This window comes from Vibrio sp. YQ_11 (genome assembly GCF_043103065.1).
GTDB classification, from domain to species: domain Bacteria; phylum Pseudomonadota; class Gammaproteobacteria; order Enterobacterales; family Vibrionaceae; genus Vibrio; species Vibrio parahaemolyticus.
In genome coordinates, this window is the sequence record NZ_JBICJM010000009.1 from 60,944 (window position 1) to 74,186 (window position 13,243).

General features: G+C 44.8%; 17 protein-coding genes. 10 read left to right on the forward strand and 7 right to left on the reverse strand.

Annotated features, from left to right (window positions below; all coding sequences use genetic code 11):
* Positions 1–42: 42 nt before the first annotated feature.
* A complete protein-coding gene (locus ACF8EG_RS06055) occupies positions 43–426 on the forward strand; it encodes a DUF3461 family protein (protein WP_005456756.1) in 384 nt (127 codons plus the stop codon).
* An 82-nt stretch (positions 427–508) separates the two neighbouring features.
* Here ACF8EG_RS06055 and truC read toward each other — a convergent pair whose 3' ends face one another.
* Positions 509–1,276, reverse strand: a complete 768-nt coding sequence (gene truC / locus ACF8EG_RS06060; RefSeq protein ID WP_069507361.1) for a tRNA pseudouridine(65) synthase TruC — start codon at positions 1,274–1,276, stop codon at positions 509–511.
* A 5-nt stretch (positions 1,277–1,281) separates the two neighbouring features.
* Positions 1,282–1,596: a YqcC family protein gene (locus ACF8EG_RS06065; protein ID WP_005494262.1), complete on the reverse strand. Its 315-nt coding sequence runs from the start codon at positions 1,594–1,596 to the stop codon at positions 1,282–1,284.
* Between the two features lie 79 nt (positions 1,597–1,675).
* Between ACF8EG_RS06065 and ACF8EG_RS06070 the strand changes: the two genes are divergently transcribed.
* A complete protein-coding gene (locus tag ACF8EG_RS06070) occupies positions 1,676–2,713 on the forward strand; it encodes a DUF3549 family protein (protein WP_069507363.1) in 1,038 nt (345 codons plus the stop codon).
* 13 nt (positions 2,714–2,726) lie between these two features.
* Complete coding sequence (locus ACF8EG_RS06075) at positions 2,727–3,026, forward strand: DUF3301 domain-containing protein (protein ID WP_005494258.1); 300 nt, start codon at positions 2,727–2,729, stop codon at positions 3,024–3,026.
* On the opposite strand, the gene ACF8EG_RS06080 is transcribed toward ACF8EG_RS06075, so the two are convergent.
* A complete protein-coding gene (locus ACF8EG_RS06080) occupies positions 2,986–3,471 on the reverse strand; it encodes a GNAT family N-acetyltransferase (RefSeq protein WP_021452994.1) in 486 nt (161 codons plus the stop codon). The two genes, ACF8EG_RS06075 and ACF8EG_RS06080, sit on opposite strands and share 41 nt — an antisense overlap.
* A gap of 895 nt (positions 3,472–4,366) precedes the next feature.
* Between ACF8EG_RS06080 and ACF8EG_RS06085 the strand changes: the two genes are divergently transcribed.
* On the forward strand, positions 4,367–4,654 hold the full coding sequence (locus ACF8EG_RS06085; protein ID WP_015297146.1) for a hypothetical protein: 288 nt from the start codon (positions 4,367–4,369) through the stop codon (positions 4,652–4,654).
* 2 nt (positions 4,655–4,656) lie between these two features.
* A complete protein-coding gene (locus tag ACF8EG_RS06090) occupies positions 4,657–5,100 on the forward strand; it encodes a YaiI/YqxD family protein (RefSeq protein WP_005456606.1) in 444 nt (147 codons plus the stop codon).
* A gap of 130 nt (positions 5,101–5,230) precedes the next feature.
* Here the strand turns inward: ACF8EG_RS06090 and ACF8EG_RS06095 are convergent, their stop codons facing one another.
* The 3 genes from ACF8EG_RS06095 to ACF8EG_RS06105 form a co-directional block, all read right to left on the reverse strand.
* The gene (locus ACF8EG_RS06095; RefSeq protein WP_005484923.1) at positions 5,231–6,817 is read right to left on the reverse strand and encodes an AbgT family transporter; all 1,587 of its coding nucleotides are present in this window, start codon (positions 6,815–6,817) and stop codon (positions 5,231–5,233) included.
* Positions 6,818–7,311: 494 nt separating this feature from the next.
* Positions 7,312–7,437, reverse strand: coding sequence for a type B 50S ribosomal protein L36 (gene ykgO, locus ACF8EG_RS06100; protein WP_005380299.1), 126 nt, complete (start codon positions 7,435–7,437; stop codon positions 7,312–7,314).
* A 3-nt stretch (positions 7,438–7,440) separates the two neighbouring features.
* Positions 7,441–7,701 carry a type B 50S ribosomal protein L31 gene (locus tag ACF8EG_RS06105; RefSeq protein WP_005479047.1) on the reverse strand — a complete coding sequence of 87 codons (261 nt, stop codon included), beginning with the start codon at positions 7,699–7,701 and terminating at the stop codon, positions 7,441–7,443.
* Positions 7,702–7,823: 122 nt separating this feature from the next.
* Here ACF8EG_RS06105 and tsaA point away from each other — a divergent pair, with 122 nt between their 5' ends.
* From tsaA to ACF8EG_RS06130, 5 genes are all read left to right on the forward strand, one after another.
* Positions 7,824–8,519 carry a tRNA (N6-threonylcarbamoyladenosine(37)-N6)-methyltransferase TrmO gene (tsaA, locus tag ACF8EG_RS06110; protein WP_206926061.1) on the forward strand — a complete coding sequence of 232 codons (696 nt, stop codon included), beginning with the start codon at positions 7,824–7,826 and terminating at the stop codon, positions 8,517–8,519.
* A gap of 111 nt (positions 8,520–8,630) precedes the next feature.
* Complete coding sequence (locus ACF8EG_RS06115) at positions 8,631–10,346, forward strand: proline--tRNA ligase (protein ID WP_005479053.1); 1,716 nt, start codon at positions 8,631–8,633, stop codon at positions 10,344–10,346.
* Positions 10,347–10,509: 163 nt separating this feature from the next.
* Positions 10,510–11,178, forward strand: coding sequence for a tellurite resistance TerB family protein (locus ACF8EG_RS06120; RefSeq protein ID WP_015297150.1), 669 nt, complete (start codon positions 10,510–10,512; stop codon positions 11,176–11,178).
* A gap of 111 nt (positions 11,179–11,289) precedes the next feature.
* Positions 11,290–11,496 carry a YaeP family protein gene (locus ACF8EG_RS06125; RefSeq protein WP_005391765.1) on the forward strand — a complete coding sequence of 69 codons (207 nt, stop codon included), beginning with the start codon at positions 11,290–11,292 and terminating at the stop codon, positions 11,494–11,496.
* Entirely contained in the window at positions 11,496–11,687 is a 192-nt protein-coding gene (locus ACF8EG_RS06130) for a DUF4250 domain-containing protein (protein WP_021822800.1), read from the forward strand. Before ACF8EG_RS06125 ends, ACF8EG_RS06130 begins: the two co-directional genes overlap by 1 nt.
* An 83-nt stretch (positions 11,688–11,770) precedes the next feature.
* On the opposite strand, the gene ACF8EG_RS06135 is transcribed toward ACF8EG_RS06130, so the two are convergent.
* On the reverse strand, positions 11,771–13,135 hold the full coding sequence (locus ACF8EG_RS06135; RefSeq protein WP_005456537.1) for a sodium-dependent transporter: 1,365 nt from the start codon (positions 13,133–13,135) through the stop codon (positions 11,771–11,773).
* Positions 13,136–13,243 lie beyond the last annotated feature (108 nt).

The window sequence follows — 13,243 nt, forward strand, 5'->3', positions numbered from 1 at the left end:
TACAGTTATATCAATATCAATTAGATGTAATAGAGGTAGCCTATGTATCCCCACCTCACTGGTTTGGGTATTCATGATCCCAAGCAGATTGAACGTTATTCCCTGCGTCAAGAAGCACATAAAGACGTGCTCAAAATCTACTTCCATAAGCAAAAAGGCGAGTTCTTTGCCAAAAGCGTCAAATTCAAATACCCACGCCAAGTAAAAAATGTCTTAGTTGATAGCGGTAGTCATAAATACAAGGAAGTAACGGAAATCAACCGTAACCTTACTTTGGTTATCGACGAACTCAACAAGATCACAAAACCAGCGAAAGTGTCTGAATTGGATGTAAAACAAAAGATTCTTTCTGATCTTCGCCATTTAGAAAAAGTCGTTTCTAGCAAGATCGCCGAGATCGAAGCGGATCTAGAAAAACTCAAATAGCCTTTGAGAATTGGTAAACAACAAAAAGGGTTGGTAAACATGCCAACCCTTTTCTATTTCTCTTCGCTAGAGCACAACCTCTTTACTTAACGAGCTCTTCGTCCCACTCAAATCGAGTAAACAATTGCTGCCACGTATCGTCGATACTCGCTTTCATCACTAGCTCTTCATTTGTAAACGGATGCACAAAACGCAGCTCCGAAGCATGTAACAGCAAGCGGTGTGAATCAAATTCGTTACGGAACAATTTGTTATGTTTACCATCACCGTGCGATGTGTCCCCCACAATTGGGTGACGTAAGTGGGCCATGTGGCGACGCAATTGGTGCTTGCGACCAGTCTTGGGCTTCATTTCCATCAAACAGTAGCGCGTTGTTGGGAACTTGCCCGTCGAATAAGGCACTTCCACTTTCGCCAGTGGTTTGTAAGCGGTTACGGCCTCTTGATCTTCTTTCTCTTGTGAGGCGAACTTATCTGCAATTTTGTCTAATTCGACTTTTAACGCGTAATCTAAAACGCCCTCTTCCTCAATCCAGCCACGGACAATCGCGTGATAAGTCTTTTCCATTTTGTGCTCAGCAAACATTGGCATCACTTGAGAAGCCACTTCACTGGAGAGCGCAAACACCAAAACGCCAGAAGTCGGACGATCCAAGCGATGCAACGGAAAGACATGCTGACCAATGTGGTCTCGCAGAGTCTGCATGACAAACTGAGTTTCGTGTTTATCTAGCCAACTGCGATGAACCAACATGCCGGCGGGCTTGTTCACCGCAACAAAATACTCATCTTGATAAACAATCTCCAACTCTACTGGAGCCACGGTTTGTGATGTTTCTTGTTCTGACATTGAAGTTACTTACATAGTTCGTCGATAGTTCGAATCGTGTTCAAAAGCTCTGCGTACTGCGGCTCTTGCTTCCACGCTTCTGCAAAATAAGGTTCAATAGAGAAACCTCTTGGCAAAGGTTGGCTACTTTCTACTAAAGCGTGCATTCGAGCAATAAAAATCCACTGCAACCATTCATGTGGATCAAGCGTATCTATCGCGAAAGGCTCCACACTTTGCAACGCTTCTGGCGACGGCATGGTTCGTTGCCATAGCTCGTGCTTTTGAAGTTGTGCTTCAAGTTGGTACAGTAATTCCACCAGTTTTGTGCTTGTAGTCATTAACTTTTACATCTCGAACCTTGAATTAGCCGAGAATGATACCATTTCTTGTCAAAAGAACGTTAGGACGTCGTATTTAATGGAAAACATTCAAACCCTCACCCAGTTACTGAAAAACAGCCATTGTGAATATCAAATCTTCGACCTTGGTCGACGCATCAAAACGATCGATTCACAATTGTTCGCCGATGTTGAAAAAGGTCAGTGCCCTTACCCATACCCAATGCAGCGTAAAGCACATTTAGCGATTGCTTATTGGAATGAACAAAAACAACCTTGGATTTGGTTTTTAAAGTTTGAACTGGATGAGCGCGGCTTACTCAAGCAATCTGATATTGGCAACTTCATTAAATACGTAGTTGAAGCCATGGGCACTCGTCTAAACGAAGAGATGTCTGAAGAGCAACAACAAAAACTCTCCAATAATCCATACACGTTCAAACCTTCTGAAGACAAAATGGCGGTATTCCACAGCCAAGTTCGAGCAAATTTGGATCTACCCACCAGCCAATATTACGAACATACACAGCACTACTTCACTGGCGGTCTAGGCTGGGAAAACTGGCAGACGGTTGGCCTGCAAGGAATCACAGATATCGCCGCACGCCTTGGTAAAGAGCAAAATGCGGTCACTCTGCGTAAAGCTCTCAATCATTTACCTAACGAGCCTCTATACGCACTGCTTGGTGCTCTTGAGCATGTCGACTTACAAGAACGACTAGCGCAGCGTATCGCAGAAAAAGCGCAGCAAGAGATTCACAGCACAGAACCAGATTTGTTCTTGCTATCGGCATTAACTCGCGCGTTAGCAGGCGCTCCAACTGAAATCTCTTTGCCAGTACTAGAAGCGATTTTGCAAAGCCCTCGTTTAAGTCACCAAGAAGTACTGATCGGTATTGCGGGACGAGCATGGCATCTTCTTTCTGATGCAAAAATCGCTGAACAATTTTTGCTGCGACTCGCACAAACAGGCAATCAAACCCTGTTCAATCAATTATTTGCCGATTTAGTTATGCTGCCAGAACTAAGAATGGTATTGCTACCTTTGCTGCACTCTAGCCCATCGGAAGAGCTAGCCACTGCACTCATCAAATTGCAGCAAGCCACAAAGGGATAAGAAAGGATTAAGGATGATAGGAGATCTACTGGCAATACTTGGACTGTGCTTTTTCTGTTTTCTATTTTGGCAACAACGACGTCAATCTGAGTTAGCCAAAGTTGCCATCTCACGAAAATGCGAGCAATTAGATCTTCAGCTCGTTAGCATCGCTTTTGGAGCACACAAACTGAAAACGCCAGACGGAGTCTGGCGTTGGCATACAGTGTATCAATTTGAGTTTTCATCTCTTGGCGATGACTGCTATCAAGGCCAATTGACAATGGTTGGATTCAGGCCGCAGAGCTTTCACCTACCGCCACATCGCTTGTAAATTCCATTTCAAAGTAAGGGCCGAATAAGTCCTTACTTTCTCTTGTTTTAACAAATCCCAGTTTTTCCAATACCGCCATTGATGCTTGGTGATTGCTGTTTACATTCGCTTTCACCTTATGTAATTCCAATTCGCGGCACGCTTTAGGGAAAAACGCTTTTAGCGCTTCTGTCGCTAACCCTTTACCCCAATACGCCTTATCAAAAATAAAACCTAATTCGGGTTCGGAATCGAGATGGGAAATGAATACATGCCCCATATAGTCACGGCTCGTACTCTCAAGTACCGCCATACTATAAATATTTTCGTCATCCAGTATTTTCTCAAACAACTGTTTGGCAGACGCTACTGTATGAGGACCATTCATTTCGGCACGGTTTTTCGCGCAGCAATTAAGCATAACGAATTCTAGTTGCAACGACTCATTGTAGGGTAGAAGAAGCATTCTTCTGGTTACTATGGCCACATCTGTTCCTTGATTACAGCAAACTTAATTAATCCGCATATCACAAGCTAAGCGAAGCTGAGCCTGCCAAGTGACTGCGGGAGATAACGCCTTGTAAAGAAGCCGAAAGTTAAACCAACTGATTGGAAAGGATATTGATCTGGATTGTTTTTTATTAAGTGTTATTAGGATTTTATAAATTTTGTGACATTGACGGTTTTACCATCGAAAATAAGAAAGACCCCGACACGAATGTATCGGGGTCATGGTCTTACTCGCAGCAGTCCGGCTACTAAATAGTGCTCCATGCATCATCCATAATAGTGGCTGATTCCGTCAGCTCAGTCCTTACGTCGCCGTCCTAGCGGTGTCCTTATCATCCTGATAGCTAACATTCCCCGTTAGCGCACATCACTTGTTCCTTGAGCGGTGTCCCTTGCATCTTCCTGATGCTGTCCATAACCTCAATCCTATGAGGGGTCCATTGTCTATCCTTAGTCATCAACATCCTATTGATGATTGTTTCCTTACAATGTCCTGCGCTCCATGCTTGATCAAGCATCCTGATTAACCAAATCGTCTTCCTGACGATAACCAAATCCTTGGTGCTTTCCTGTTCCGTGTCTGCTTCCTGCTGACAAGGTTAAATTTACGCTTTTCCTTAGCTTTCACAATCTACCCTAAAACAATTTTTTTTATTCGCAACGGTTAATAAAATGTTAAATCATTAATTATCAAAAGCTTACATTGAATCCCTTCTGTAAAACTGATGACGAAATCGTTTTCTCTTACACGCTATGTAAGAGATCTCTCACAACCCACTACCGAAATTGCTATTCGCTAAATCCCACCTCTCAAAGTATGATGACAACTATATCGTTATTAAGGATTGAAAATGTTAACTCAAGACGTCACGAAAGAGCTGGAAGCTGTGATGGAGCAGCTGCAACGAGAAGGGAAAGAGCCAACGGTTGCACTAGTGAAAGCACGTATGAAGACACCAGTCCCAATGCCTGCACTCATTACTGTTATCAAAAGCTGGAAGAGCGCGAATCACGTCCCAAAAGTAGAAGTCACTGCGCCACTATCGAAAGAAGAAGATCGCCTGACGGCACTTGAAAACACAGTCGCAAAATTAACCGCTCGTATTGAAGAGCTAGAAGCAAAACTGGGTGAGAAATAAGAATGAAGTTATGGGTAGATGCAGACGCTTGTCCTAAAGTGATCCGTGAGACCATCGTGCGTGCCGCAGAACGAACCGGTGTAGAGTGCACCTTTGTCGCTAATCACGTTGTACCAGTGCCAAAAAGAGCCAACATTCACTCACTTCAAGTCCCTGCAGGTTTTGATATTGCTGACAACGAAATTGTTCGTCGTGTGGAGCCAAATGATTTGGTCATCACATCCGATATCCCACTTGCCGATGAAGTCATCACTAAAGGCGCTCTAGCGTTGAGCTCTCGTGGCGAGCTTTACACCAAAGACACCATCAAAGCGCGTCTTAATATTCGTGACTTTATGGAAACCATGCGCTCAAGCGGTATTCAAACTGGCGGGCCTGCGGCACTTTCGCAAACCGAACGCCGCGAGTTTGCAAACCATCTGGATAGAATCCTCGCGAAGCGATAAAGGCCTTTCTTTCAAGTATTGAAATGATCCATCAATGAAATAAGACTCAACAGAGTTCGTACTTCAAACATGCAAAAAAGCCTGCGAATATCGCAGGCTTTTTTGGGAGCTGTGTGAGGTGCTCTAAGTATTACGGTGTGTAATACGTTGCAGCGCCCGGGCCGACTGGTAGACCAAATACGAATACCCATAGGTAGAACAGCAGACTCCAACCTACGATAAAGCAGATTGAGTAAGGCAGCATGGTCGCGATCAGCGTACCGATACCTAGATTCTTCATGTAGCGAGTCGCTACCGCCAAAATCAAACCAAAGTAGCTCATCATCGGTGTGATGATGTTCGTGGTTGAATCACCGATACGGTAAGCCGCTTGAATGGTTTCTGGAGCATAACCCACTAGCATTAGCATTGGCACGAAGATAGGAGCTGTCACGGCCCACTGCGCCGATGCAGAACCGATCATCAGGTTAATGAAGCCACACATCAGAATGAATGCGAAGAACAACATAGGGCCAGTCAGACCGATGCTTTGCAGGAAGTCAGCACCTGCAACGGCAAATACTTGGCCAAAGTTCGTCCACTTAAAGAAAGCAACAAACTGCGCAGCGAAGAACACCAACACGATGTACATGCCCATCGAAGACATTGATTTAGACATCGCATCGATAACATCACGGTCGGTTTTCATCGTGCCAACGACTTTACCGTATACAAAGCCAGGGATAGCAAAGAATACGAAGATGAAAGCGACGATACTTTTCAGGAATGGGGATCCTGCAACAGTGCCAGCGTCTGAACGTAGAATGCCGTCTTCTGGAACAATCGTCCAAGCCAACAAAGCAGACACAACCAACACAGCAAGACCAGCAACTTTCAGACCTTTCTTCTCAAGGTCAGTTAGGTTGCCCATTTTGTCGTTAGACAAATCTTCAGCCGCTTCTTCCTCGTTGTACTTGCCAAGTTTCGGCTCAACGATTTTCTCTGTAACGAATGCACCCATACCCGCGATGAAGAACGTCGACACAAACATGAAGTACCAGTTTACTTCTGGTCCAACAGTGTAAGTCGGGTCAATCATTTGAGCTGCTGTCTCAGTAATACCTGAAAGCAGTGGGTCAACCGTACCAATTAGAAGGTTTGCTGAGTAACCGCCCGATACACCAGCAAATGCTGCCGCAAGACCAGCAAGAGGATGACGACCAAGGGAATGGAAAAGCATTGCAGCAAGTGGGATAAGAACCACGTAGCCAAGCTCAGAAGCGGTGTTTGAAATGATACCAGCAAAAACAACCGTAACCGTCACCATACGTTGTGACGCGCCCATTACTAGGCCACGCATTGCTGCTGAAAGTAGGCCCGAGTATTCCGCAATTGCAACACCAAGCATCGCAACCAATACCGTGCCTAACGGTGCGAAACCAACAAAGTTTTTCACTAGATTGGTAACAATAAGCTCTAGACCGTCAGCGTTAAGTAAGCTGACCACTTGAATCATGCCGTCTGCAGCACGACCTTTTGCTCCCTCAGGACGAGGATCGACAACCGATACTTCGAAGTAACCAGCTATACCCGACATCACCAAAATGGCTAAGCAGAAAATGGCAAATAGTGTGATCGGGTGGGGCAACAGGTTCCCCAAATATTCGACAGTATCCAAAAAGCGCGTAAACAACGGCTTCTTAGGTGAGTTTTGTTTAATTGAAGCAGATGAACTCATCTGTTCCCTCCTTGTTTTTATTCCTGTGCAATTGTGAAAAAAATGTCACAAAGCGAGCGAAGGGTACTTGAGTAAAGAGTCAATTAAAAGCCAAAAACGTTACAAATTGTAAATCAATGGCAAATTTATAACCAGTTATTTGCATAAATGTAGATATTTCATCCATATAAAACAAATTAACCAACATTATAAATTAAACAAAGATATAACCATTAGATATGCAGGAATGCCTAATCCCTATATAAAGTCGAATGCAAAGATAGTGTGTGGTGTAAGCTCAAAGAGCCGAGCAGTCTGGCAAACGTTCAATTTTGACTTGAATAACGATGAAGTCGTGCCAGTAAAAACCATGCCAAGCACGAGCGAATAAACGTTGGCACTTGGCGAGTATTAGGTGGGCGTGTAGATTCATAGCTGCTGAGGCAATCATCCGTTGTCATGGACGAAAATACCTTCAATTTCGCTACACACCCCTTTGTTGTTCGTTTCTACTGTTATTTTTGTACAGCTTTGAACCTCGGATTTGTCTTACAAATAACGTACAAGCGCCCTCTTCTTTTCACTATCTGACAGTCAGGATGACGGCTCTTCGCGCTTTTAAGTGATTTCACAACTTTCATGACTTATTCCTTCTCACTAGTAAATTGACCAAAACGACGGTTGAAGTTAGCAATACGCCCTTCCGCTTGAACCACTCGTTGCTTACCTGTGTAAAACGGATGAGAAGACGACGACACATCCAATGTGAAGTACGGGTATGTTTTTCCGTCTTTCCACTCAATGGTGCGATCGGTTTTCAATGTTGAGCCGACAACAAAGTATTCATCCACACTTGTGTCATGAAACACCACTGGACGATAGTCAGGATGGATTCCTGGTTTCATTTCAATTTCCTTCAAATAAAATTGTTATGTTATAACATTTTAATTAATAATCATTCCCAATAAGAAATGCAAGAGAAATTTGTGATACTTTTTCACTTAAATGAATCTTGAAGAAATTTGCTATGTATTCGATTGAGCCGATTGGCATCATTGAAACCCCTTACAAAGAGAAGTTTGCCGTCCCTCGCCAACCGCGCCTAGTTCCAGCCGCTAAAGCGCGAGTAAAGCTGTTAGGCGAGGCAAATAGCCCAGAAGCGGTGCGCGGATTAGAACAGTTCTCTCACGTCTGGTTATTGTTTCTGTTTGACCAAAATTTGGAGGCAGGATGGAAACCAACCGTACGGCCTCCTCGTTTGGGTGGAAATGAGCGTATTGGCGTGTTTGCTTCGCGCTCTACCTTTCGACCAAATGGCATTGGAATGTCGGCAGTCGAAGTGAAAGGCATCACGAAGAAAGGTGATCAAATATATGTTGATCTTGGCAGTGTTGATTTGGTCGATGGCACACCGATTGTCGACATCAAACCTTATATTTCTTACTCAGATGCCATTACTGAAGCGATTAGCGGCTACGCTGGTGAAGAGCCTGAAAAATCGAACGTCACCTTTTCGTCTCAAGCATTGGCGATGCTAGCAAAGCGATCCGATACTCAATATGTACAATCGGTGATCGAACAAGTTCTGGCGCAGGATCCACGTCCTGCATACAAGAAGAACAAACCGGACACCAAGGAATATGCGGTAAATTTGTTCGATCTGAACGTTAAGTTCAGCGTGAATAGCAACTTAATAACGGTTACGGCGATTGAAAGCTTTTGACAAAGCCAATTGGCTGATATTATAGACGGCTAACAATTTTCCCTTCTTGGGACCTTCATACTCCTGTCCATTCAGGCTTGAGTAACTAACTTTAATAAACGGATAAATTTAATGCGTACCAGTAATTATCTTCTTTCTACTCTGAAGGAGACTCCAAACGACGCAGAAGTAGTGAGCCACCAGCTCATGCTACGTGCAGGTATGATCCGTAAGCTGGCTTCAGGTCTTTACACCTGGCTGCCTACTGGTCTACGTGTGCTGCGTAAAGTCGAAAACATCGTTCGTCAAGAAATCGACAATGCAGGTGCAGTCGAAACTTTGATGCCCGTTGTTCAGCCGTTTGAACTATGGGAAGAGACAGGCCGCAGCGAGAAGATGGGTCCTGAGCTACTTCGCTTTACTGACCGTCATGTTCGTCCGTTTGTACTTAGCCCAACAGCTGAAGAAGTGATCACTAGCCTTGTGCGTAATGAAGTGAGCTCTTACAAACAGCTTCCGCTAAACCTGTACCAAATCCAAACTAAATTCCGTGACGAACGTCGTCCACGTTTCGGCGTAATGCGTGCTCGCGAATTCTGCATGATGGATGCATACAGCTTCGACATCGACAAAGCAGGTCTAGAGAAATCTTACCAAGCAATGCACGATGCTTACTGTAAAGCATTTGACCGTATGGGTCTTGAGTACCGTCCAGTACTTGCGGACTCAGGCGCTATCGGTGGTAGCGGCTCTCAAGAGTTCCACGTACTTGCAGACAGCGGCGAAGACCTAATTGCATTCTCTACTGAGTCTGATTACGCAGCGAACATCGAAAAAGCAGAAGCGTTAGCGCCTGCGGTAGAACGCGCAGAACCAACTCAAGAAATGACACTAGTTGATACTCCAAACGCGAAAACAATCGCAGAGTTGGTTGAGCAACACGGTCTACCTATCGAGAAAACCGTTAAAACGCTATTTGTTAAGGCGTCTGACGAAATCGATGCACCAATCATTGCGTTGATCGTTCGTGGTGACCACGAGCTAAACGAAGTGAAAGCAGAAAACCTACCTCAAGTGGCTTCTCCACTAGAGATGGCATCAGAAGAAGAAATTCGTGAACTGATCGGTGCTGGCCCTGGTTCTCTTGGCCCTGTAGGCCTTGAACTGCCATTCATCGTTGACCGCAGCGTAGCAGTCATGAGCGACTTTGGCGCTGGCGCAAACATCGACGGTAAACACTACTTCGGTATTAACTGGGGTCGTGACGTTGAACTGGGTCAAGTAGAAGATCTACGTAACGTAGTAGAAGGCGATCCAAGCCCATGTGGTAAAGGTACGCTAATGCTGAAACGTGGTATCGAAGTTGGCCATATCTTCCAACTTGGTAACGTTTACTCAGAAGCAATGAACTGTAGCGTTCTTGGCCCTGACGGTAAAAACGTAATCCTAGAGATGGGCTGTTACGGCATCGGTGTATCGCGTGTTGTTGCTTCTGCGATTGAACAGAACCACGACAAATACGGCATCATTTGGCCAGACGCAATTGCACCTTTCCAAGTAGCAATCGTGCCAATGAACATGCACAAATCTGAGCGCGTAAAAGAAGCAGCAGAGAAACTATACGCGGAACTAACTGCTATGGGCATCGAAGTTCTATTTGATGACCGTAAAGAACGTCCAGGTGTGATGTTCTCTGACATCGAGTTGATCGGTATCCCTCACACTATCGTGATTGGCGATCGCAGCATGGATGAAGGTAACTTCGAATACAAAAACCGTCGTACTGGAGAGAAAACTCCAGTAGCGATGGCGGATATTGTTGAGCACGTTAAATCTCAACTTAAATAAACGCCTAAAAGGTTTCGATTAAATAAAAGGGTTGGCTTCGGTCAACCCTTTTCTATTGTCCTCAGAAATGACACTGACCCTAATTTCTTTACTATTCATTTCGTTAATCTTTGGTTCAGCTTGTTGTTTGTACACTGATCTCAACATTTACAGGAGGTCAGTTATGGATTTAAAAAGTCTTCTAAACCAAGCGCTCAACTCTGATTTACTCAAACAAGGTGCTGACGCCCTAGGTAAGCAAACTCAAAACATCAAATCATCATCCAGCTCTAGCCAGTTCAAAACGCTCGGCGCAGGAGCCATCGGTGGCGGATTGATTGGCATGCTTATGGGCTCAAAGAAAAGCAAAAAGATGGCGAAGAAAATGGGTTCTGGCGCGCTTAAAGTCGGTGGAGCGGCAGCACTCGGTGCACTTGCCTACAAAGTGTATAACGATTGGCAAGCTAAGCAGAGTGATCAAGGCGTCCATGAACCCTTCGATCCACAAGATAGCAAACACAGCGTATTAATTTTAAAAGCCATGATTGGTGCAGCCAAAGCCGATGGTCATGTCGATGATGTGGAAATGGCCCGAATTGAACAAGCCCTTACAGAAATGGGGGCAGATGAACACGTTCGTCAGTTGGTTCAGCAAGAGTTGCATAAGCCACTTGATCCAGTAGAAATTGCAAGCCAAGCGTCGACACCACAGCAAGCTTCTGAGATCTATTTAGCGTCACTCATTGTTGCCGACGAACAAAACTTCATGGAAAAAGCTTACTTACAAGAACTGGCTAAGCAGCTTCAGCTTTCTCCGGAAGTGACGTATCAATTAGAAGCGCAGATGCAGTGATTAAAGCTTGTCCAAGATGCACCTCAACTTGAGCCAAAACAACTCTCAGCTTTGAGTTTCAAATCCGCTATGTGTATATTGAGATAAGTTATCATTTAGTGGAAAGAAAACATGCAAGTATACGGCTGTTGTGAATTAGTTCGTGAGCTTTATGCTCAAATTGGTAGCGGCGATCAAGCCTACATCCCTCAAGCAATTTCTTGTGCAGTGAAAGCGCTAAACGATGTTGCGGCGGATGAATCTTTGCCAAAAGAAGTACGTGAGAAAGCGGCGTTTGCGGCTGCAAACCTACTGATTTCAGATTTTGAGGACAAGTAATGAACTTAGCGAACTTTGAATCGATGGACCCAGTCATGCTGATGAGTATCGTCAACATGAAGCTACGTGACGACTTCGGCGGTGATCTGGATAAGCTGGTTGCTTTTTTTGATATAGACCGCGCAGCACTTGAAGCAAAATTGGCTACGGCAGGGTTTGATTTCTTAACCGAAGCAGGTCAGTTCCGTTAATCACGACGGCAACCCCAACGACAATAATGAAAGGGCTTGATGAATACATCAAGCCCTTTTCATTTAAGCTGTATCTTTGCTTGTTAACCGAATGATGCCCAGATCACCGTCGCAACTAATACAGGGCACACAAACTTCACATACGCAGGCCACAATTTACCAAACCAGCCTTGTGTGAATTCAGGGCAACCCTGCTCAAGCTCTTTAATTTTAGAGTTACGATTCCATACCCAACCACCAAACAAGCAGAACAGTAGTGCCGCAGTTGGCTGTAAATACTGAGTTGCAACCGTCGCAACCATGCCAAACAACGCGCCAAAGTTGTACACAATCACTACGCTGAACAGAGCAATAAGACCACCTAGCACCCAGCTAGTCGCACTGCGCTTAGTATTGAAACGTTCACTCACTAACGCCACCGGACACTCTAACATTGAGATGGAAGACGTCAGCGCCGCAATCGTCAGCAATAAGAAAAACACGATTGAGAACAGTTGGCCAAGTAAACCTAAACTATCAAACATCAGTGGCAATACGGTAAATACCAAGGTGTCTGAGCTCAATAGAGAACCGTCTTCAGCGTAGATTTGGACACCTTTTTGCATCGCAACAAACATCGCTGGCATCACCACTAGCCCTGCAATAAAGGCAACAGCCGTATCGACCAAGGTCACATTCATTGCCATCTTTGGAAGGTTCTCTTTCTTGCTCAAGTAAGAGCCGTAGATCAGCATTGAACAACCACCAATCGTCAGTGAGAAGAAGCCCTGCCCCATTGCAGCAAGAATTAGTTTACGGTCCCATACTTTCTCGAAATCAGGCACCAAGTAATGTTTCAGACCTTCCATCGCGCCGTTTTGCGTCATGATGTAAACAAACAGCAAACCGAATAACACGAACAACGCAGGCATTAGACGTGTTGACCATTTCTCGATGCCTTGTTTAACGCCACCTTGCACGATCAAAATGGTAAGTACATAAAATGTAATCGTACCGAACAAGTTGCGCTCTACACTAAAACCTTTTAACCATTGAGTCGCCGCTTCCATTCCCATGATGTCGGTAACCGCACCTAGCAAAAAGCAGATCAACCAACCGCCAACAATGGAATAAAACGCTAAGACTGCACTTGGTACACTCAAACCAATCCAGCCCACAATACCGCCAAGCTTTTTGCCAGTCGGGTGGTTGGTTAATGCACGCATGCTGTCTACTGGGTTGGCTTGACCATGACGACCAATCGCCATTTCAACCACCAGCATAGGAAAAGCAACGATCAGAATCATCACTAAGTAAACCAGCAAGAAGGCTCCACCACCATTACTTGCTGCTTGTGTTGGGAAGCCCCAAATATTACCCAGACCAACCGCAGCGCCGGCGGCTGCTAAGATGAATCCGAGACGAGAGCCAAAATGCTCGCGAGGCTGAGAAGAAGTTTGTTGTGTCATACCACTCACACAAAATATCAATGAACTAGCTAACTAGTACACTATAGCAATATTAACTAATCAACAAGAGCAAGCAGGTCAAATACTCGACAAACGATGCAAATGGCA

Coding starts and splice junctions, on each gene's coding strand:
- ACF8EG_RS06125 (WP_005391765.1), top strand. CDS start 11,290: ATGCAAGTATACGGCTGTTGTGAATTAGTTCGTGAGCTTTATGCTCAA.
- ACF8EG_RS06090 (WP_005456606.1), top strand. CDS start 4,657: ATGAAGTTATGGGTAGATGCAGACGCTTGTCCTAAAGTGATCCGTGAG.
- ACF8EG_RS06055 (WP_005456756.1), top strand. CDS start 43: ATGTATCCCCACCTCACTGGTTTGGGTATTCATGATCCCAAGCAGATT.
- ykgO (WP_005380299.1), bottom strand. CDS start 7,437: ATGAAAGTTGTGAAATCACTTAAAAGCGCGAAGAGCCGTCATCCTGAC.
- ACF8EG_RS06115 (WP_005479053.1), top strand. CDS start 8,631: ATGCGTACCAGTAATTATCTTCTTTCTACTCTGAAGGAGACTCCAAAC.
- ACF8EG_RS06070 (WP_069507363.1), top strand. CDS start 1,676: ATGGAAAACATTCAAACCCTCACCCAGTTACTGAAAAACAGCCATTGT.
- ACF8EG_RS06135 (WP_005456537.1), bottom strand. CDS start 13,135: ATGACACAACAAACTTCTTCTCAGCCTCGCGAGCATTTTGGCTCTCGT.
- truC (WP_069507361.1), bottom strand. CDS start 1,276: ATGTCAGAACAAGAAACATCACAAACCGTGGCTCCAGTAGAGTTGGAG.
- ACF8EG_RS06095 (WP_005484923.1), bottom strand. CDS start 6,817: ATGAGTTCATCTGCTTCAATTAAACAAAACTCACCTAAGAAGCCGTTG.
- ACF8EG_RS06065 (WP_005494262.1), bottom strand. CDS start 1,596: ATGACTACAAGCACAAAACTGGTGGAATTACTGTACCAACTTGAAGCA.
- ACF8EG_RS06075 (WP_005494258.1), top strand. CDS start 2,727: ATGATAGGAGATCTACTGGCAATACTTGGACTGTGCTTTTTCTGTTTT.
- ACF8EG_RS06120 (WP_015297150.1), top strand. CDS start 10,510: ATGGATTTAAAAAGTCTTCTAAACCAAGCGCTCAACTCTGATTTACTC.
- tsaA (WP_206926061.1), top strand. CDS start 7,824: ATGTATTCGATTGAGCCGATTGGCATCATTGAAACCCCTTACAAAGAG.
- ACF8EG_RS06105 (WP_005479047.1), bottom strand. CDS start 7,701: ATGAAACCAGGAATCCATCCTGACTATCGTCCAGTGGTGTTTCATGAC.
- ACF8EG_RS06130 (WP_021822800.1), top strand. CDS start 11,496: ATGAACTTAGCGAACTTTGAATCGATGGACCCAGTCATGCTGATGAGT.
- ACF8EG_RS06085 (WP_015297146.1), top strand. CDS start 4,367: ATGTTAACTCAAGACGTCACGAAAGAGCTGGAAGCTGTGATGGAGCAG.
- ACF8EG_RS06080 (WP_021452994.1), bottom strand. CDS start 3,471: ATGCTTCTTCTACCCTACAATGAGTCGTTGCAACTAGAATTCGTTATG.